At 55.5% G+C, this 19,444-nt stretch carries 25 protein-coding genes; 24 read left to right on the forward strand and 1 reads right to left on the reverse strand.

Annotated features, from left to right (window positions below):
• The 24 genes from rpsN (at position 1) to V8J88_RS24975 (ending at position 18,737) form a co-directional block, all read left to right on the forward strand.
• Positions 1–306: a 30S ribosomal protein S14 gene (rpsN, locus tag V8J88_RS24860; RefSeq protein WP_338846983.1), complete on the forward strand. Its 306-nt coding sequence runs from the start codon at positions 1–3 to the stop codon at positions 304–306.
• 14 nt (positions 307–320) lie between these two features.
• Positions 321–716, forward strand: coding sequence for a 30S ribosomal protein S8 (gene rpsH / locus V8J88_RS24865; RefSeq protein ID WP_338846984.1), 396 nt, complete (start codon positions 321–323; stop codon positions 714–716).
• Positions 717–729: 13 nt separating this feature from the next.
• The gene (gene rplF / locus V8J88_RS24870) at positions 730–1,263 is read left to right on the forward strand and encodes a 50S ribosomal protein L6 (protein WP_338846985.1); all 534 of its coding nucleotides are present in this window, start codon (positions 730–732) and stop codon (positions 1,261–1,263) included.
• 13 nt (positions 1,264–1,276) lie between these two features.
• Positions 1,277–1,639 (forward strand): 50S ribosomal protein L18, encoded by a 363-nt coding sequence (gene rplR, locus V8J88_RS24875; protein ID WP_338846986.1) that lies wholly within the window; start codon positions 1,277–1,279, stop codon positions 1,637–1,639.
• A 13-nt stretch (positions 1,640–1,652) separates the two neighbouring features.
• Positions 1,653–2,171 (forward strand): 30S ribosomal protein S5, encoded by a 519-nt coding sequence (rpsE, locus tag V8J88_RS24880; protein WP_338846987.1) that lies wholly within the window; start codon positions 1,653–1,655, stop codon positions 2,169–2,171.
• A gap of 10 nt (positions 2,172–2,181) precedes the next feature.
• Positions 2,182–2,361: a 50S ribosomal protein L30 gene (gene rpmD, locus V8J88_RS24885; RefSeq protein ID WP_338846988.1), complete on the forward strand. Its 180-nt coding sequence runs from the start codon at positions 2,182–2,184 to the stop codon at positions 2,359–2,361.
• Positions 2,362–2,382: 21 nt separating this feature from the next.
• Positions 2,383–2,814 carry a 50S ribosomal protein L15 gene (gene rplO, locus V8J88_RS24890; protein WP_338846989.1) on the forward strand — a complete coding sequence of 144 codons (432 nt, stop codon included), beginning with the start codon at positions 2,383–2,385 and terminating at the stop codon, positions 2,812–2,814.
• A gap of 27 nt (positions 2,815–2,841) precedes the next feature.
• Positions 2,842–4,176: a preprotein translocase subunit SecY gene (secY, locus tag V8J88_RS24895; RefSeq protein WP_338846990.1), complete on the forward strand. Its 1,335-nt coding sequence runs from the start codon at positions 2,842–2,844 to the stop codon at positions 4,174–4,176.
• A gap of 24 nt (positions 4,177–4,200) precedes the next feature.
• Positions 4,201–4,419 carry a translation initiation factor IF-1 gene (gene infA / locus V8J88_RS24900; protein WP_338846991.1) on the forward strand — a complete coding sequence of 73 codons (219 nt, stop codon included), beginning with the start codon at positions 4,201–4,203 and terminating at the stop codon, positions 4,417–4,419.
• Between the two features lie 34 nt (positions 4,420–4,453).
• Positions 4,454–4,567: a 50S ribosomal protein L36 gene (gene rpmJ / locus V8J88_RS24905; protein ID WP_014004415.1), complete on the forward strand. Its 114-nt coding sequence runs from the start codon at positions 4,454–4,456 to the stop codon at positions 4,565–4,567.
• Positions 4,568–4,591: 24 nt separating this feature from the next.
• The gene (rpsM, locus tag V8J88_RS24910; RefSeq protein ID WP_338846992.1) at positions 4,592–4,957 is read left to right on the forward strand and encodes a 30S ribosomal protein S13; all 366 of its coding nucleotides are present in this window, start codon (positions 4,592–4,594) and stop codon (positions 4,955–4,957) included.
• Between the two features lie 32 nt (positions 4,958–4,989).
• Positions 4,990–5,394 (forward strand): 30S ribosomal protein S11, encoded by a 405-nt coding sequence (gene rpsK, locus V8J88_RS24915; RefSeq protein WP_338846993.1) that lies wholly within the window; start codon positions 4,990–4,992, stop codon positions 5,392–5,394.
• Between the two features lie 117 nt (positions 5,395–5,511).
• Positions 5,512–6,135 (forward strand): 30S ribosomal protein S4, encoded by a 624-nt coding sequence (gene rpsD, locus V8J88_RS24920; RefSeq protein ID WP_338846994.1) that lies wholly within the window; start codon positions 5,512–5,514, stop codon positions 6,133–6,135.
• 197 nt (positions 6,136–6,332) lie between these two features.
• On the forward strand, positions 6,333–7,310 hold the full coding sequence (gene rpoA / locus V8J88_RS24925) for a DNA-directed RNA polymerase subunit alpha (protein WP_338846995.1): 978 nt from the start codon (positions 6,333–6,335) through the stop codon (positions 7,308–7,310).
• 147 nt (positions 7,311–7,457) lie between these two features.
• Complete coding sequence (rplQ, locus tag V8J88_RS24930; protein ID WP_338846996.1) at positions 7,458–7,853, forward strand: 50S ribosomal protein L17; 396 nt, start codon at positions 7,458–7,460, stop codon at positions 7,851–7,853.
• A 106-nt stretch (positions 7,854–7,959) separates the two neighbouring features.
• Positions 7,960–9,912, forward strand: coding sequence for a protein-disulfide reductase DsbD (gene dsbD / locus V8J88_RS24935; RefSeq protein WP_338846997.1), 1,953 nt, complete (start codon positions 7,960–7,962; stop codon positions 9,910–9,912).
• A 515-nt stretch (positions 9,913–10,427) separates the two neighbouring features.
• Positions 10,428–10,700, forward strand: coding sequence for an HPr family phosphocarrier protein (locus V8J88_RS24940; protein ID WP_338846998.1), 273 nt, complete (start codon positions 10,428–10,430; stop codon positions 10,698–10,700).
• Positions 10,701–10,705: 5 nt separating this feature from the next.
• Positions 10,706–12,460, forward strand: coding sequence for a phosphoenolpyruvate--protein phosphotransferase (gene ptsP / locus V8J88_RS24945; protein ID WP_338846999.1), 1,755 nt, complete (start codon positions 10,706–10,708; stop codon positions 12,458–12,460).
• A 153-nt stretch (positions 12,461–12,613) separates the two neighbouring features.
• Entirely contained in the window at positions 12,614–14,323 is a 1,710-nt protein-coding gene (locus V8J88_RS24950; RefSeq protein ID WP_338847000.1) for a hypothetical protein, read from the forward strand.
• Positions 14,324–14,334: 11 nt separating this feature from the next.
• Positions 14,335–14,928, forward strand: a complete 594-nt coding sequence (locus V8J88_RS24955) for a GNAT family protein (RefSeq protein WP_338847001.1) — start codon at positions 14,335–14,337, stop codon at positions 14,926–14,928.
• Positions 14,925–16,106, forward strand: coding sequence for an N-acetyl sugar amidotransferase (locus V8J88_RS24960; protein ID WP_338847002.1), 1,182 nt, complete (start codon positions 14,925–14,927; stop codon positions 16,104–16,106). The genes V8J88_RS24955 and V8J88_RS24960 overlap by 4 nt, the downstream gene beginning before the upstream one ends.
• 10 nt (positions 16,107–16,116) lie before the next feature.
• Positions 16,117–17,487, forward strand: coding sequence for an amidase (locus tag V8J88_RS24965; RefSeq protein ID WP_338847003.1), 1,371 nt, complete (start codon positions 16,117–16,119; stop codon positions 17,485–17,487).
• A 262-nt stretch (positions 17,488–17,749) separates the two neighbouring features.
• Positions 17,750–18,130, forward strand: coding sequence for a hypothetical protein (locus V8J88_RS24970; RefSeq protein ID WP_338847004.1), 381 nt, complete (start codon positions 17,750–17,752; stop codon positions 18,128–18,130).
• Positions 18,123–18,737: a helix-turn-helix domain-containing protein gene (locus tag V8J88_RS24975; RefSeq protein ID WP_338847005.1), complete on the forward strand. Its 615-nt coding sequence runs from the start codon at positions 18,123–18,125 to the stop codon at positions 18,735–18,737. Before V8J88_RS24970 ends, V8J88_RS24975 begins: the two co-directional genes overlap by 8 nt.
• A 177-nt stretch (positions 18,738–18,914) precedes the next feature.
• Here the strand turns inward: V8J88_RS24975 and V8J88_RS24980 are convergent, their stop codons facing one another.
• Positions 18,915–19,262: a hypothetical protein gene (locus V8J88_RS24980; RefSeq protein WP_338847006.1), complete on the reverse strand. Its 348-nt coding sequence runs from the start codon at positions 19,260–19,262 to the stop codon at positions 18,915–18,917.
• Between the last annotated feature and the right edge of the window lie 182 nt (positions 19,263–19,444).

Genomic DNA, 19,444 nt, shown 5'->3' on the forward strand with positions numbered 1-19,444 from the left:
ATGGCAAAACTGGCACTGATTAATCGTGAACAAAAGCGCGCAGACCTGGTGAAGAAGTATGCCGGCAAGCGGGCAGCTTTGAAGGCCATCATCGATGACCAATCAAAGACGGAAGAAGAGCGTTACGAAGCGCGCCTGAAGCTGCAAACCCTGCCGCGCAACGCTAACCCGACCCGCCAGCGCAATCGTTGCGCCGTCACCGGTCGTCCGCGTGGGACTTTCCGCAAGTTCGGTCTGGCCCGCAATAAACTCCGTGAATTCGCCATGCGTGGTGAAATTCCCGGTCTGACCAAAGCAAGCTGGTAATAGGAGAATATGCAATGAGTATGAGCGATCCTATCGCCGATATGCTGACCCGTATCCGTAATGCACAAAGCGTGAAGAAGGCTTCGGTTTCCATGCCGTCGTCCAAACTGAAGGTTGCAATTGCCAAAGTCCTGAAGGACGAGGGTTACATCGAAGATTTCGCCGTGGCTGTTGATGGCGGTAAATCCGAGTTGAAAATCGGTTTGAAATACTATGTTGGCCGTGCTGTCATCGAACGCCTTGAGCGCGTGTCCCGTCCGGGGCTGCGTATCTACAAGGGCAAAGATGAGATCCCGACCGTTTTGAATGGCTTGGGCGTGGCTATCGTTTCCACTCCGAAGGGCGTGATGACTGACCGCAAGGCGCGCGCTACCGGGGTTGGTGGCGAAGTGATTTGCTACGTCGCTTGATGAGGAGTGCAAGATGTCTCGTGTAGCTAAAATGCCGATTGCACTGCCAGCGGGCGCCGAAGTGGCCATCACTGACCAGGCAATCACTGTGAAGGGCCCTCTGGGCTCTCTGACTCAGACCTTGAACGGTCTGGTCAAGGTGCAAAACACCAATGGCACGTTGACTTTCGACGTCGCCAATGACAGCCGTGAAGCAAACGCCATGTCCGGCACCATCCGTGCGCTGGTGAACAACATGGTGATTGGCGTCACCAAAGGCTTCGAGCGCAAGCTGACGCTGGTAGGCGTGGGTTATCGTGCCCAAGCTCAAGGCGACAAGCTGAACCTGTCCCTGGGCTTCTCGCATCCGATCGCGTATGCGCTGCCGGCAGGTATCAAGGCTGAAACCCCGACGCAGACCGAAATCCTGATCAAGGGTATCGACAAGCAGCGCGTGGGCCAAGTTGCTGCTGAAGTTCGTGCTTACCGCAGTCCTGAGCCGTATAAGGGCAAGGGCGTCCGCTATGTGGATGAAGTGGTCAAGCTGAAAGAAACGAAGAAGAAGTAATTAAGGGCTGACCATGGATAAGAAAGAATCACGCCTGCGTCGCGGACGTCAAACCCGTCTGAAAATCGCAGAATTAAAGGTGAATCGCCTGTCGGTGCATCGTACCAATCTGCATATCTATGCAAACCTGATCGCTCCTGACGCCCGCGTGCTGGTGTCGGCTTCCACACTGGAAGCTGAAGTGCGCGCAGAGCTGGCCGGCAAGTCCGGCGCAGGCGGCAACGTAGCTGCAGCCGCACTGGTTGGCAAGCGCGTCGCTGAAAAAGCGCTGAAGGCAGGGATTACCGAGGTCGCATTTGACCGTTCCGGTTTCCGTTATCACGGTCGTGTCAAAGCATTGGCAGATGCTGCGCGCGAAGCCGGTCTGAAGTTCTAAGGAAGAGATCATCATGGCAAAAATGCAGGCAAAAATGCAAGGCGACAAGCCCGATGATGGCATGCGCGAAAAGATGATCGCGATCAACCGCGTGACCAAAGTGGTCAAGGGTGGTCGTATCATGGGTTTCGCTGCTTTGACCGTGGTAGGCGATGGCGATGGCCGTATCGGCATGGGCAAAGGCAAGTCGAAAGAAGTGCCGGTGGCTGTGCAAAAGGCGATGGAAGAAGCCCGCCGCAATCTGAAAAAGGTGCCGCTCAAAAACGGTACGCTGCAACACTCTGTGACCGGTCACCATGGCGCTTCGCGCGTGATGATCAGCCCGGCAAAGGCTGGTACCGGCGTGATCGCGGGCGGTGCAATGCGCGCGATCTTTGAAGTGATGGGCGTGACTGACGTGGTGGCGAAGTCTATCGGTTCCTCCAATCCGTACAACATGGTGCGCGCAACCCTGAATGGTTTGCTGCAAATGAGTACGCCGGCTGAAATCGCTGCCAAGCGCGGCAAATCGGTCGAAGAAATTCTGGGCTGAGGCGAACATCATGGCAAATACTATCAAGGTTAAATTGGTCAAGGGTCTGATCGGCACGCAGCAATCGCATCGCGCTACCGTTCGTGGTCTGGGTTTGCGTCGTCTGAATTCGGTTTCCGAGCTGGAAGACACTCCCGCAGTGCGCGGCATGATCAATAAAGTGTCCTATCTGGTCAAGGTTGTTGCTTAAGCCTTGCGAACGGAGATAAAGATGGAATTGAATACTATCAAACCCGCCGACGGCGCCAAGCACGCTAAGCGTCGCGTTGGTCGTGGCATCGGCTCCGGTCTGGGCAAGACCGCTGGCCGTGGTCACAAAGGTCAAAAATCGCGTTCCGGCGGCTTCCACAAAGTCGGCTTTGAAGGCGGTCAAATGCCTTTGCAACGCCGTCTGCCGAAGCGTGGCTTCAAATCGCTGGCTGCGGATTTCAAAGCCGAAGTGCGTCTGGGCGACCTGAACGCGCTGCCGGTTGAGGAAATCGATCTGTTGGCGCTGAAGCAAGCTGGCCTGGTTGGCGTGCTGGCGCGCAACGTGCGTGTGATCAACACCGGCGAATTGAGCAAGAAAGTTGTGCTCAAAGGTCTGGCGGCGACCGCAGGCGCGAAAGCAGCCATCGAAGCCCTCGGCGGCTCGGTCGCCTGATTTAGCGCGATCTGAACGGAGCGCAAATTGGCGACCAACCCGCAGCTTGCAAAAAGCGCAGCCAGCGGATTCCCCTGGGGCCGTTTATGGTTCCTGCTGGGAGCGCTGGTGGTGTACCGGATCGGGACTCACATCCCGGTTCCGGGCATCAACACCGACGTGATGGCAAGTCTTCTGCAACAGAATCAAGGCGGGTTTTTGGGCATGTTCAACATGTTCTCGGGTGGCGCGCTGTCGCGCGCCTCCGTGTTCACGCTGGGCATCATGCCTTATATCTCGGCCTCGATCATCATGCAATTGATGTCCATCGTGTCGCCGCAGCTCGAAGCCTTGAAAAAGGAAGGCGAAACTGGACGTCGCAAGATCACCCAGTACACCCGTTACGGCACCTTGTTGCTGGCCCTGATTCAGGGTATGGGTGCAGCTTTCTCGCTTGAGGCGCAAACCGGTCTGGTGCTTGATCCCGGTATGGGATTCCGCCTGACCACCATGATTTCCCTGGTGACAGGCACGATGTTCCTGATGTGGCTCGGTGAGCAAATCACAGAACGCGGTCTGGGCAATGGCATCTCGATTCTGATTTTCGCAGGTATTGCAGCCGGCATGCCGGGCGCAATTGCGCAACTCGGTTCTTCGGCAGCCAACAATGCCATGGACAAAGGCGTGGTGCTGTTGATCGCAGTGATCGCAGTGCTGGTGACTTTCCTGGTTGTGGTGGTGGAGCGTGGTCAGCGCAAGATCCTGGTGAACTATGCCAAGCGTCAAGTCGGCAACAAGGTTTATCAGGGGCAAAGCAGTCATGTGCCGTTGAAGTTGAATATGGCCGGTGTGATTCCGCCGATTTTTGCTTCAACCATTTTGCTGTTCCCTGCCACGATTTCGAGCTGGATGACCAGCCAGAATGCCGAATCCAGCGCCGCAGTCCGTTTCTTCAAGGACTTTGCAGCGTCAATCGGCCCGGGTGAACCGATTCATGCCTTGTTGTATGCTGCAGCAATCATTTTCTTCTGTTTCTTCTATACCGCACTGGTATTTAACAGCAAGGAAGTGGCTGACAATCTGAAGAAGAGCGGCGCCTTGGTGCCAGGGATCCGTCCCGGCGAGCAGACTGCGCGTTATATCGACAAGATTTTGATGCGTTTGACGTTGGCTGGTTCGATCTACATTACGCTGGTCTGTTTGTTGCCGGAGTTTCTGGTGGCCAAGTGGAATGTATCGTTTCAGTTAGGTGGGACTTCGCTGCTGATTGTGGTGGTGGTGACAATGGACTTTATGGCCCAGGTCAACAACTATGTCATGTCACAGCAATATGAGTCCTTGCTTCGTAAGGCTAATTTCAAGGGCGGCATTCCAACGCGTTAAGCATTGGAAGCCCAAGCGGATCGAATGGCAAAAGACGACGTTATTCAAATGCAGGGGGAGATTCTGGAGAATCTCCCGAATGCAACATTCCGGGTTAAGTTGGAAAACGGACATGTTGTGCTCGGCCATATCTCCGGCAAGATGCGGATGAACTATATCCGCATCCTGCCTGGCGACAAGGTTACGGTGGAACTGACACCATACGACCTCTCAAGGGCGCGTATTGTGTTCCGTAGCAAGTAAATTTCTGAAACAGTAGTATAGAAAGAGGGCAGCGATGAAAGTTCTCGCATCAGTAAAGCGGATTTGCCGCAACTGCAAAATCATCAAGCGCAAAGGCGTGGTGCGTGTTATTTGCACCGAGCCGCGTCATAAGCAGCGCCAAGGTTGATATTTACCAATTGAGGAATAACGCATGGCACGTATTGCAGGGGTCAATATCCCCAATCATCAGCACACCGTCATTGGCTTGACCGCTATTTACGGTATTGGCCGTCCGCGCGCGGAAGACATCTGCGCCGCGACTGGTGTTCCGACCACCAAGAAGATCAAAGATCTGACCGACAGCGATCTGGAAAAGCTGCGTGATGAAATCGCCAAGTTCACCGTGGAAGGCGATCTGCGCCGTGAACTGTCGATGAGCATCAAGCGCTTGATGGATCTGGGCTGCTATCGCGGCTTGCGTCATCGCAAAGGTTTGCCAGTGCGCGGTCAACGCACCCGCACCAACGCACGCACCCGTAAAGGTCCGCGCAAGGCTGCTCAAGCGCTGAAGAAATAATCCATCCGGTTTGATTTCAAGGAATTTTTGATATGGCAAAAGCCCAAAGCAGCGCAGCAGCAGCACGTGTGCGCAAAAAAGTGAAAAAGAATGTGGCCGAAGGCATCGCGCACGTCCACGCTTCTTTCAATAACACCATCGTGACCATCACCGACCGTCAAGGCAATGCCTTGTCGTGGGCCACCTCCGGCGGCGCTGGTTTTAAAGGTTCGCGTAAATCCACTCCGTTTGCAGCCCAGGTGGCCGCAGAAGCAGCCGGCAAGGTTGCCCAGGAATGTGGCGTGAAGAACCTGGAAGTGCGTATCAAGGGCCCGGGTCCTGGTCGTGAGTCCGCTGTTCGCGCGCTGAACAGCCTGGGCATCAAGATCACCCAGATCCAGGACGTGACGCCGGTTCCGCACAACGGTTGCCGCCCGCCCAAGCGTCGTCGCATCTGATCGCACATTGCGATTGCTGCCCCGGGCACGGGGAGCTGTAAGACCACTGTCTGGCGTTCAGCGCACAGACTAGCGCCCGCAGCCGGGGCGTCATTCAATATTTAGAGGATTACTACTGTGGCACGTTATATCGGACCAAAAGCAAAACTTTCCCGCCGCGAAGGCACAGACCTGTTTCTGAAAAGTTCGCGTCGTTCCCTCGAATCCAAGTGCAAACTGGACATCAAGCCGGGTCAGCACGGTGTGAAATCGGGCGCGCGCACTTCGGATTACGGTAATCAATTACGTGAAAAGCAAAAAGTAAAGCGCATCTACGGCATTCTGGAGCGTCAATTCCGTCGCTACTTTGCCGAAGCTGAACGCCGCAAAGGCAACACCGGTGAAACCCTGTTGAAATTGCTGGAATCGCGTCTGGACAACGTGGCCTATCGTATGGGCTTCGGTTCCACCCGCGCTGAAAGCCGTCAGCTGGTCAGCCACAAAGCCTTCACCGTGAATGGCCAGGTAGTGAATATCGCCTCCTACCAAGTCAAGCCGGGCGACGTGATCGCAGTGCGCGAAAAAGCAAAGAAACAAGCCCGTATTCTGGAAGCGCTGTCTTTGGCTGAACAGTCCGGCATGCCGAGCTGGGTCAGCGTTGACGCGAAGAAGATGGAAGGCACCTTCAAGTCCATGCCGGACCGCAGCGAAATCGCCCACGACGTGAACGAATCGCTGATCGTTGAATTGTATTCGCGTTAATCAAGCCAAGCCGGTGCGAGCCGGCTTTGCTGGAATCCTGCCCGATTCCAAATTGTTGTACAATCCGATGCCCGCATTGCACCCAATGCGGGCATTTCCCATTGGGGACGTTCTCAAGATATGCTTGGGGACTCTCCTTAATGCCATCAGCCTTATCGGTGTAACGAGCCGAGGGTATTGAAAAGGACATTATTTCCATGCAAAACAGTCTGCTGAAACCCCGCATTATCGACGTTGAAACCTTAGGCCCCGGCCACGCCAAAGTGGTGATGGAGCCGTTTGAACGCGGCTATGGCCACACCCTGGGCAATGCCCTGCGCCGTGTGCTGCTGTCCTCCATGATCGGTTTTGCGCCGACCGAAGTGACAATCGCCGGCGTGGTGCATGAATATTCCACTCTGGACGGCGTGCAGGAAGACGTGGTTGACCTGCTGCTGAACCTGAAGGGCGTGGTGTTCAAGGTGCACAATCGCGAGTCCGTCACCCTGACCCTGAAGAAAGAAGGCGAAGGCGCGGTGCTGGCTTCCGACATCGATCTGCCGCACGACGTGGAACTGATCAATCCGGAACACGTGATTGCCCACCTGACCACCGGCGGCAAGCTGGACATGACCATCAAGGTCGAAAAAGGTCGCGGCTATGTGCCGGGCAATGTGCGCCGTCTGTCTGAAGACGCCAACAAAACCATTGGCCGCATTATCCTGGATGCATCCTACTCGCCGGTGCGCCGCGTATCCTACGCTGTCGAATCCGCCCGTGTGGAACAGCGCACCGATCTGGACAAGCTGATCATCGACATTGAAACCAATGGCGTGATTTCGCCGGAAGAAGCAATTCGCCAATCCGCGCGCGTGCTGGTCGATCAGCTGACCGTGTTTGCAGCGCTGGAAGGCACGGAAACCACCACCGAAGCGCCGTCCCGCGCGCCGATGGTTGATCCTATCCTGCTGCGTCCGGTGGACGATCTGGAACTCACCGTGCGTTCGGCCAACTGCCTCAAAGCCGAAAATATTTACTACATCGGCGATTTGATCCAGCGCACCGAAAACGAACTGCTGAAGACCCCGAATCTGGGCCGCAAGTCCTTGAACGAAATCAAGGAAGTGTTGGCTTCGCGCGGTCTGACGCTGGGCATGAAGCTGGAAAACTGGCCGCCCGCAGGTCTGGAAAAATAATTCAGGCTGCGTTATAATCATGGGCTTTGCTGTGTGGCAAAGCCCTTTTTTCTGTGCTGCCGCACATTTGTCAACCCGCTCACCGGCCCGCAATGCTCTGTCATTGATAGAAGAGCTGGATGAAAACTCAAATCGAAAGGAAGTATCATGCGTCACCGTCATGGCCTGCGTAAATTAAACCGCACCTCCGCTCATCGTCTCGCGATGCTGCGCAATATGACCGTTTCCCTGCTGCGTCACGAAGCAATCAAAACCACTCTGCCGAAGGCAAAAGAACTGCGCCGCGTGATCGAGCCGATCCTGACCCTGGGCAAGACCGACACCCTGGCCAACAAGCGTCTGGCCTTCAACCGTCTGCGCGACCGCGAAATGGTGGTTAAGCTGTTCGGCGTGCTGGGCCCGCGTTACGCTAACCGCAATGGCGGCTATATCCGTATTTTGAAGATGGGTTTCCGCGTTGGCGACAATGCGCCGATGGCCTATGTTGAGCTGGTGGATCGTCCGGAAATCGCTGATGGCGAAACCGTGATCGCCGCTGAATAAGCTGCCCCATCGAAGAAAAAGCCAGGTTCGCCTGGCTTTTTTTCTATCTGGAACCAGTCATGGTTCCGCTTGTCTGATGCCGACTGAACCTTTCTGCGAGCCCAGCATGTCCTCACTCCGCCGCTTTCCAGTTTTCTTCGCCTGTCTGCTGATGTTGTGGCTGTCCTGCATCAACAGCGTGCGCGCCGAAGAATCATTTCTCGAACCGCAGCGGGCCTTCCGCTTTTCCGCCGCCGTGCAAGACGGCAAGCACATACTCGTCACCTACCAGATTGCGCCTGGCTATTACCTGTACCGCGAGCGCCTGAAATTTGTGGCCAGCGGCGCCAAGCTGGGCGAAGCGCAAATTCCGGCAGGCAAAGTCAAATTTGATGAAACCTTTCAAAAAGAAGTCGAAGTTTATTACGACCGTTTGCAAGTCAAAATTCCGGTGGAAGGCAATGGCCCCTTCACCTTGACCGCCACCAGCCAGGGGTGCGCCGAAGCCGGTCTGTGCTATTCGCCGATGGATTCAGTCGCCAATCTGCATATCAAAGCGGAAGCCAAGAGCGATGCCAAAAGCGCGCCGGCTGACAGTAAAAGCAGCGCCCCGGAAAGCGCCAAATCAGCCAGCGCCAGCGCAGTCGCACAGGCCAGCACAGTTGCACAAGCCAGCGCCGCTGCTCTGAGCAGCGCCAGTGCGCCGGCTGAACAAGCGCCAGCAGTGCCCGCCTCATCAGCCGTCGCCGCCAGTGCTGCAGCTTCAAGCGCAGCTTCTGCAGTCCCTGCCGCAGCGCCCAAAGCCGCTGCCGTCAACCAAAATCAGGAAGAAAGCAACCGCATCCGTGATGCTTTAAAAAGCGGCCAATTGTGGCTGATCATGCCCTTGTTCTGGGTCTTGGGCCTGATGCTGGCGCTCACCCCCTGTGTCTTGCCGATGGTGCCGATTCTTTCCTTCATCATCGTTGGCGAAGGCGCGCATGTGACACGTTTGCGCGGTTTTGTTTTGGCCTTGACCTACGTCATGGGCATGTCCCTGATCTACACCCTGGTCGGGGTCGCTTCCGGCATGGCTGGCGATAATCTCAGCCTGATGTTGCAAAACCCCTGGGTGCTGGGCGGCTTTGCGCTGATGCTGGCGGCCTTGTCGCTGGCCATGTTTGACGTCTATCAATTGCAGATGCCGTCATTTATCCAGGAAAAATTGATTAACGCCTCGGAACAGCAAAAACGCGGCAAATTATTCGGCGTCTTCATCATGGGCGCCTTGTCCGCTCTGGTGGTCGGCCCCTGTGTCACCGCGCCGCTGGTCGGGGTCTTGTTGTACATCAGCCAGACAGGCAACGCCGGTCTCGGGGGCGCTGCGTTGTTCGCCCTGGCCTTGGGCATGGGCACACCCTTGATGTTGTTTGGCGCCTCCGCCGGCGTGTTGCTGCCGAAAGCCGGCAAATGGATGAATGACATCAAACACTTCTTCGGCGTGATGTTGCTCGGCGTCGCATTGTGGTTGGCCGGCCCGGTGATGCCAGCCGCTTTGGAAATGCTGTTATGGGGTCTGTTATGTGCAGTGTATGGCGGCTATTTGCTGATCAAGAGCCAAAACATTGGCCGCGTGGTCGCCCTGGCGCCGCTTGGCTTTGCCGCGCTGCTGAGCTATTCCTACGCCACTGGCGGGCGCAGCACCTTTGAACCGCTGCGCCATTTATCAGCCGAAAAGAGCGATGCGCCGCATTTCAAGCGCATTAAAACCGAAGCGGATCTGGAGCGCGAACTGAAAGACGCGCGCGGCAAAGTGGTGATGCTGGATTTCTATGCAGACTGGTGTGTCGCCTGTATTGAAATGGAAAAATTCACCTTCCCGCACCCAGATGTGAAGCGGCGCATGTCGCAAATGGTCTTGCTGCAAGTCGATGTCACAGCCAACGATGCGCATGACAAAGCGATGTTGAAGCGCTTCAAACTGTTCGGCCCGCCCGGCATTATTTTCTTCGACAAACTCGGGCGTGAAGTTGATAGCGCGCGCGTGATCGGCTATCAAAAAGCGGAGCGCTTTACCACGTCTTTAGATGCAGTATTGTGATTTTGCGGGTATCTAATACGCAAAATCGATTTTCGATCTGGCTATTCTCCACTGCGCGCCGCCATACGCGCGCAGTGGATGGCGGCTTAAGCAAGAAGCGCATCATGCGGATTGACTGCATTCCTGGGCAAAACGCACTGGGCTGAGGCGTTCAACCCGGGTTTTGGCATTTCATCTGCCCTGGCTGACGCGCCGGCGCATTTTTCAGGCCGGGGCTGTTGTTTAGCGGATATGACTGGCGCCATGCCGTGTGAAGATCTATATGTGATTTCACACAATTCGATACAAAATCATGTGCTGTAAAGCGTGAATGATGTACTTTGGCTGCAATAATAGCAAAGCGGCCGCGCTTGCAATGCGTCCCGCCTGTGTTCTCTGACAGGGAAGCGCGCAAAACACTGGTCATTGCCGCGCTTTTGCTGTGTAATAGCAATCAAGGCCGGGCGCGCCTGAAAAGCGCAAACGGGATGATCAGCGGGAATGCTTCGCTTCCCATATCTTGAAAATGACAGAATATGATTCAACACGAGATAGAAATCATCAATAAGCTTGGCCTGCATGCAAGAGCGTCTGCAAAATTGACGCAACTGGCCGCCAAGTACACCAGCTGCGAAGTGTTTATTTCGCGCAATGCGCGCCGCGTCAACGCCAAATCCATCATGGGCGTGATGATGCTGGCCGCCGGCAAAGGGGCTAAAGTTTTGCTGGAAGTCAATGGCCCGCAGGAAGAAGAGTGCCTGAATGCATTGGTCGCACTGATCAATGATAAATTCGGCGAAGGCGAGTAAGCGTTATGGGCGCTGCCTTCACGCTGCACGGGATACCGGTGTCGCGCGGCATTGCGATAGGCCGCGCGCACCTGTTCGCCCCGGCAGCGCTGGATGTGCGCCATTATCTGGTTGAGACGGAAGAAGTCGAGCGCGAAGTCAAACGCCTGCAAGACGCCATCGAGGCGGTGCACAAGGAATTGCAAACCTTGTGGATGGATTTGCCCAAGGATGCGCCGACCGAGCTGGGCGCCTTCATTGACGTGCATGCCTTGATTCTGTCCGACCCCATGATTTCCGAAGCGCCACTGGATATCATCCGCAGCCGGCATTACAACGCCGAATGGGCGCTGGTGACACAGATCGACGAGTTATCGGCCCAGTTTGACGATATCGAAGATGAATACCTGCGTGAGCGCAAAGCCGACATCCAGCAAGTCGCCGAGCGTGTCTTAAAGGTGCTGACCGGCACCGCACAGCAACAACCCGTCACCAGCCTGGCGCAAAGCAACAGCGCGCAAATGATCGTGGTGGCGCACGATATTTCTCCGGCGGATATGCTGCAATTCCGCGACCGCGCCTTCGTCGGCTTCGTTACCGCCATCGGCGGGCAAAACTCGCATACCGCGATTGTCGCGCGCAGCCTGGATATTCCGGCGGCGGTCGGCATGTCTTTTGGCGCCACCCTGATTCAGCAAGACGACTGGCTGGTGATCGATGGCGACGCCGGGGTGGTGGTGGTCAACCCCGACGCCCTGGTGCTGGGACAGTACCGCGAGCAACAGGCGGACATGCAGCGCCTGAAGAAAAAGCTCTCCAAACTCAAAAAAACCCAGGCCATGACGCGCGATGGCGTGCAAATCGATGTGTTGGCGAATATCGAATTGCCGGAAGATTGCGCCGCCGCGATGGACGCCGGGGCTAACGGGGTCGGCCTGTTCCGCTCAGAATTTTTATTCATGGGACGCACCGGCTACGGCCAGAAGCTGCCCACCGAAGAAGAGCAATTCGAGCAATACCGCAAAGCCGTGCTGGCCATGAAAGGCCGCCCGGTGACGATTCGCACGATTGACGTGGGGGCCGACAAGCCGCTGGACGACACTGAACATTTCGCGCGCAATCCGGCGCTGGGAAGGCGCGCCATCCGCCTCTGCCTGGCCGATCCGCTCTTATTCCTGACCCAGTTGCGCGCAATTTTGCGCGTCTCGGCCTTTGGCCCGGTCAAGATGTTGATTCCGATGCTGGCGCACGCCTTTGAAATTGATCAAACCCTGGGCTTGATCGAACAGGCCAAGCAGCAGTTGCGCGATGCGCGCCAGAAATTTGATGAAAACATCGAAGTCGGCGCCATGATCGAGATCCCGGCCGCCGCCCTGGCCCTGCCGCTGTTCTTGAAACGCCTGGATTTTCTCTCCATCGGCACCAATGACCTGATCCAATACACCCTGGCGATTGACCGCGTGGATCATGAGGTGGCGCATTTATACAACCCGCTGCACCCGGCGGTGTTGCAAATGATCGCGCAGACCATCAAAGCCGGCGCGCGCGCCGGCAAGCCGGTCTCGGTATGCGGCGAAATGGCGGGCGATTTGAAACACATCCGCCTTTTGCTCGGCATGGGCTTGCGCCAGTTTTCCATGCACCCGGCGCAGATTTTGGCGGTCAAACACGAAATCCTGAACAGCGATCTGAGCGTCTTGCAAGCCAAGACGCGCAAGATTCTGACCGCCATGGAACCGGCCAAAATCGCGCAAAGCGTGCGCGAATTGCGCAATCTGTAAGCTTGCATTGTCGTAAAGCGGCACAAGTTGCGAAAAAAACTGCTTTTATCCCGCATTAAATTGGATTGCCCGCGCTGCCGCCCTGTTAGGATATAGCGAATAGCATTGGGCTTTGGCGCGCACATGGCGCGCCAGCGGAAAAGGGATGCGGGAATGATAGACGTACTGATCTTGCGCCGGGCAGCGGATATCCCTGCGGCTCTGGCAATCTTGCCCGGTTTGGCCCCGGGCTGGCGCGCTTTATGTTTTGATCCGCTGGTGGTGGATCACGCCTTTTTCGCCGGCATCCACAATATTGAATTCTTTTCCTGGCCCGACTGTCCCAGCCTTGAGCTGCTCGATGGCAACAGCCACGGCCTGGCGCGCGCCTTTGAAGCCAAATTGGCCAAGCTGTGTGAACCCTATTTCCCGGATTGCGATTTACGCGGCTGGCAGCATCTCAATCTCTACTATTTATTGATCAGCCTGCAATGGTATGACGGCCTGTGGCAACGCGTATTGTCGATGTTGCAAGGCTGTCGCGTGCATCTGTTTGTCTGCGATGCGCCGCTGCACTATTACTTCAACGCCGGTTTGCCGGTGTTGCAATTGGAGCAGCGCCTGCAAGACTTGCCCGACACCGTCACCGAATTGCATGCCTACCAGGATGACAAACTTGATCTGCGCCAGCTTGTGCCGAATTTTCCGGGCCGCCTGGAGCAAAGCACCCGTCCCTTTGTTCTGAGTCACTTGCCAACCTGCATGTATGATCTGCTGTATATCAACCAGCAATTGCAAGCCAGCGGACTGGCGGTGGTGAATGTCAAAGCGCGTCACTTTGATATGCCGGTATGGGCAAATCAGCATGTGGAGCTGGAAGAATTTGATGTGCTGCTGGCGCAAATGACGCCGGAAGTGGCCACGCCGCTGCAGCGCATCGAAGGCGTGTTGCAAGCCGAATTGGAAAGATTGCTGGGCATCTGGTTGCCAGAGGGCGAACTGCGCCAGCGCCAGGCGCAATACATGGCGCGCACCTATCAGGCGCAATTGCTGACCTGGGTCTTGTTCACCATGTATTTGCTGCAAACCAAGCCCATCTGCCTGCTGCTGTCAGACCATAACGCCGATTTTCATGGCCCTTTGATGAGTGTGGCGCGCAATAAGCAAGTGCCGGTCCTGGTTTTGCCGCACGCCAAAACCGTGGCGCGCACCGATTTTGACTGGCCGCAACAAATCGCGCTGCCGCATCCGCTGCAAGGCGGCCCCAGTCTCGATTTGCAGCAGGAAGCCCTGCCGCAGCAATGTTTGAATTACCCTGAAACCCGGCAATTGCGCCCGGTGCGCCAAGTGCGCACAGTCGGACTCCTGCTTAACAGCCACAGCTTGAACGGGGTGTATTGCTGTCCCTACAGCCAATACATGGAAGACATGCGCCGCATCATGCAATGGTGCCAGGAACAGGGACTGAGCTTGCGCGTGCGCGGCAAACCCAGCTATTCCCTGGTGCGCCTGATGGGCATGCATGCCGGACTGGATTTGACCGGACAAATCAATGCGCTGCAAGGCACGATTCAGGACTTTGTCGAACAAACCGATGTTTGCCTGATGTATGACACGCCAACCTCGGGCTGCATTGAATTTCTGCGACGCGGCGCGCCTATCTTCAATCCGGTTTCGCGCGCACTGACTGCGACTGAGGCCACCTTCGCCAGCGCGGAGCTGATTCCGCGCGCCGATCTGGAAACCATCCTGTCCCAAGTGGCGGCGCTGCTGCAGCAGCCGGATGAGCTGGAGCGTTTCCGCCAGCGCCAATTTGCGCGTTACGATGCCCGTTTCACAGGCCGGCCCGAATTGGCCGACTGCCTGCGCAAGCTGGCGCCATGAAGGAGAAAGAAATGCAAGACACAGGCAGACAGGCGGCGGATCTGATTTTTCTGAGCGGGCAAAAACTTGATTTGCGCCTGCTTACGCCAGCGGATGCGGATGGCGATTACCCGCTTTGGTTGAACCAGGCCGAAGTCTGCTTCGGCAATTCGCATCATGTCTATCCCTATGCGCGTGAAGCCGCGCGCGAATACATTGCGCAAGCGAATAAAAGCCGTGACAGCCTGACCCTGGCGATTGTGAATAAAGCCGGAGTGCATGTCGGCAATGTGGCCTTGAGCAGCATCCATGCGGTCAACCGCAGCGCTGAATTTTCCATTCTGCTGGGCGCGCGCAGTTGCTGGGGACAGGGATTTGGCCGCGAAGCGGCATTGTTGATGTTTACGCACGGCTTTGATCAATTGAATTTGCGCCGCATCGCCTGCGGCACTTTCAGCAATAACATCGGCATGCAAAAAATCGCCCACAGCCTGGGCATGCGGCAAGAAGGTTTGCGGCGCCAGGCGGTGTACAAAGACGGGCGTTATCTGGACGTGCTGGAATACGGTATCTTGGATGAAGAATTCCGCGCGCATCACCAAGCCGCGCAACAGGAGGGAACATGAGTAAGCCGATTTTTGAGGGCGTGCATTACTGCACCCGTTGCTGTATTCCTGAAACCCAGGAAGGCGTGGTGTTTGATGAAATGGGGATTTGTCAGGCCTGCCAATCCTCAGAACAGAAAATCCACATCGACTGGGTTGAGCGGCGCCGCCAATTGGAAGAGATTCTGAACAATGCGAAAGCCAAGGCCGGCAATAATTATGATTGTATTGTCCCCATCAGCGGCGGCAAGGACAGCACCTTCCAATTGCATGTGCTGACCAAGGTGTACAACATGAAGCCGCTGGCGGTCACGTTCAGTCATAACTGGTACAGCGAAACCGGCTGGTATAACTTGCAAAACGCGCTGGAAGAATTTGAAGTCGATCACATCATGTTCACGCCCAACCGCAAGCTGATCAACCGCATTGCGCGGCGCTCGCTGGGCGGCATCGGCGATGCCTGCTGGCACTGCCACGCCGGCGTCGGCGCGTTTCCTTTGAACGTCGCCGTGCGCTTCAATATTCCGCTCTTGATCTGGGGCGAATCGATTGCCGAAACCTCGGGCCGCGCATCTTATTTCAACCCGGTGCGCAAATTCGACCGCGAATATTTCACCAAAGTCTCGGCTAAACTGCGCCCGGATCAGATGGAAGATGAAACCTTGAGCGCGCGCGATCTCTACCCATTCAATGTGCCCAGCGCGGAAGATTGCGAGCGGGTCGGCCTGTTCGGCATCCACTTGGGCGATTTCATCTTCTGGGACGATGAGCGGCAAATGGAATTTGTGCGCGACACCTACGGCTGGAAAGAAACCCAGATCGAAGGGACATACAAGCGCTACAAGAGCGCCGAATGCATCATGCCCGGCGTGCACGACTACACCTGCTATCTGAAACGCGGCTATGGCCGCGCCACCTTCCACGCCAGCCAGGACGTGCGCGCCGGTCTGCTGACGCGCAGCGAAGGTTTTCAACTGATTGAAGAAAATGATCCGGTGCGCCCGGCGGCGCTGGATTACTACCTGAGCATCACCGGGCTGTCGGAGCAGGAATTCTATGAAACCATGGAACAGCACCGGCACAAAGCCTTGCGCGGCAAAGTGATTCCGATTGCGCCGGCGCGCGAGACGCCGAATGAAGAAGTGTTGCTGCCGTTTGCGCAGCAAATCATCGCCAAACACCGGCCCAAGCCGGAATAAGGGAGGACGCATGTCTAGCGATTCTTTCGCAGGAAAATCAATCGGCGCCATGCACGAACAGATGCGCGCCGGCAAACTCAGTGCGCAAGACCTGGCGGAAATCTGCATTGCACGCATTGCGGCGGTGGAAGCGGATTGCCTGGCCTGGGAAAATTTTGCAGCGGACATCCTGCGCCAACAGGCGCGCGCCTGCGACCAGCGTTTGGCCAGCGGCCAGCCACTGCGCTTGCTGGAGGGCATGCCGGTGGCGGTGAAAGACATCATCAACACCACCGAATACCCGACCCAGATGGGCAGCCCCTTGTGGCAGGGCTTCACCCCCGGCAACGATGCGCGCCTGGTGTACAACTTCAAACGCCAGGGCGGTTTAACTGCCGGAAAATCGGTGACGGCGGAATTCGCCGTGCATGCGCTGGGCAAAACCAAAAACCCGCACGATGCGACGCGCAACCCCGGCACCTCATCGAGCGGCTCAGCGGCGGCGATTGCCGCCGGCATGGTTCCATTTGCGCTCGGCACACAAACCGCAGGTTCAATTGTGCGTCCCTCCAGTTATTGCGGGGTGTGGGGTTGCAAGCCTTCGTTTGGCTTATTGCCGCGCACCGGCATGTTGAAAACCACCGACACCCTGGACACCGCCGGCTTTTTCGTCGGCAGCGCCAGCGATTTGCAGCGCGGCTGGCAAAGCCTGCGCGTGGCCGGACGCGATTACCCGATTGCCGAGCGGGCCATGAGCGACCCGGCGCGCAACAGCCGCCCCGCTGGCCGCCCTTGGAAAATCGCCCTCTTGCAAACCCACACCTGGCAATATGCCTGCGAAGAATCCAAACAGGCTTTACACAACTGGGCGCAACAAGTCAGCCGCGACAGCCGTTTTGTGGTGGAGATATGCGAAGCGCCGGCGATTTTGCAGCAGGCCCACGCTACTCACGCCACGATTTACGAACGCACCCTGCATTACTACTTCCAGCAGGAACACCAGCAAGCCGAATTCGTTTCGCCGGTGATGAATGAAATGCTGGCGCGCGGCGGCCAAATCGCCACCCCGGCCTTCGTCGCCGCCATGGCGCTGCAAGAGCAAATGGCGGCGGAGATGGATGCGTTTTTAAGCGGCTATGACGCCTTGCTCAGCCTTTCGACTTCGGCTTGCGCCCCCTTGCGCGACGAAGACGAAAAACCCGACCCGGCCCTGATCTGGACCATGACCCATCTGCCGGTAGTGGCAGCACCCGCCTTCGTCAACCAGGCCGGCCTGCCTTTCGGCCTGCAACTGGCGGCCAGACGCTATAACGATTTGCAATTGTTCTGCCTGGTGGAAGACTTGTGCGCGGCGGGGTTTTTACCGGAAGCGCAGCATCCGAGGGCGCTGGCGGGGAAATGAGGGACGGGGCCGCAAGGCCCCTTTTTTTTGGCGGGAGCGGATTCAACCGCGCTTGTCGGCGCGCGGGCACGGTGCGGCCTGCTGCTATCGTGCCACTACACTGCGTACTGTTCACGGCCTGCACAAGAGTGTGCAGGCGTCTTTTTCTGCACGACGCCTGAAGCCTGGCCCAACCATGTCATGACATCACTGCTTCGCCTGTGACATCAGGCTTGGCAATTTTTGCTTGCATAAATGTGTTGGCAGGATATAATTCCCTTAAGTGAATATTCCATTAAAGGAATTTATGGCTTCTATGACAAAAAAGGAGCGTCTGGCGCTATTTCTCTCGCGTTTAGATGCCGCTGCGCCAGTCAAGACCGAGGCGGCAGGATTGGCGCTCATTGCGTCAATTCTGAACCAGGTGGAAGATGCGTGCACGCAGATCCCTTACAATCCGGAGGCTTGGGCAGATGATGGCCGTATGTATCCGCCGCAGCAGGATAATCGCCGTACTTATACCGATAAGGTCGGGCGTTATCGCAGCCGGTCACATCATACGTTTATCGCATGCTATGGGGCGATCAGAATTGAAAGTTTGGGCAAGCAGGTGTTGTTTGATAAACCTGGTGCAGATGGGAAAATGGTGAGCGATTATGAATAAATTACTTGAACTGATGCAAACCTTGGAAAAACAATTTCCGGGAGTGGAGTTTATTCTGGATCAAGCTGAGTCAGACGCTGGCAGCAGCTGGATTAATATCGTTGGGCAATCTCTTGCAATAGAATATAGACCTGCTTTTGGTTTTGGTGTTTTTCTATCTGAAGAAGATGGATATGGCAGCCGGCCAGATGAGATATATACAGATGTGGAATTTCTGCTGAGAAGGCTTGGACAATTGCTGCAGCCCGTACCAGGAAACCTATCGCTTGCTATGCGCGCTGGAGAGCATTCCACTACATTGGAGGAATCCGATATTCCGAATGTCCAATTTATTGGAAAGGTTTTAAATCCTCAAGATAGAAAACACATCACATTAAAGGAAATCCGCGATGTGCTTGGCTTGACACAGGCTGAGGTTGCCAATGCCTTAGGTAAACAGCAATCTGCTATCTCAAAAATAGAGAGGCGCGACGATGTGCTGCTCAGTACATTGGTTTCTCTTATTCACAGCATGAATGGCGCCCTTGAAATCAGGGCCTTATTTGATGGGTGTGAGGTCTCTATTTACTCTGATAGAGAAATAAAATCAGAGGCTGTTGTTGAGTAAGGGGGTTTTAGCATAATGTGCTGCGGAATTTTTTGATAGATGTTTAATTTAATAAGGTAATAAAGTTATGTGAAATACAGACTATTTAATAGGAATTATTCAGTCGCTGAGCTTCCATCTTCATTTCAGCTTGGGGGGCGATGCCGGGGCTGAATAGCTACGCTTGATTTTATGTATCTATTCAGCCACTGCGCTAACAAGTCGTTTTATATGCCAAGCGGGTTGCAGCTTCATTATGCCGAGCTTGTCGAACCACGATTTTGCCGTTCGTGGTGAGCTTGTCGAACCACGGTTTAGCATTTGTGCCGCTCTATGAGCAATCGCCAGTCCAACTTGCATGCCATTAACAGGTTTCGCCTCAGCAGAATCCATGCTTCCTGCAGCATTTGTAAATTTTAATCCAACTACGTAACCGTCAATGCCGGCAACTTTGTTGTAGCTCAAAATAACAGTGTATGGTTTTTCATCCACCATTACTACTTCATTTTTTGTGTGGACTTGATTAAGCAGAGAGTGTCCAGCCATAGCGACCTTTCATATTTTGGCACTAAACGGGATGCATAGATGCTCATGGAAAACTTGCATCTAATGTTAAAAGAAGAGGAAAAAGTGTGGTTGCGGATGAAGATTTAAGTTGTTGCAATTTTAACTACTTTTGTAAAAAATGACAAGAAAAATAAGTTTCTCGAAAGCTAACAATCACCCTC

The organism is Massilia sp. W12, from assembly GCF_037300705.1.
In the GTDB taxonomy this organism is placed as follows: Bacteria; Pseudomonadota; Gammaproteobacteria; order Burkholderiales; family Burkholderiaceae_D; genus JACPVY01.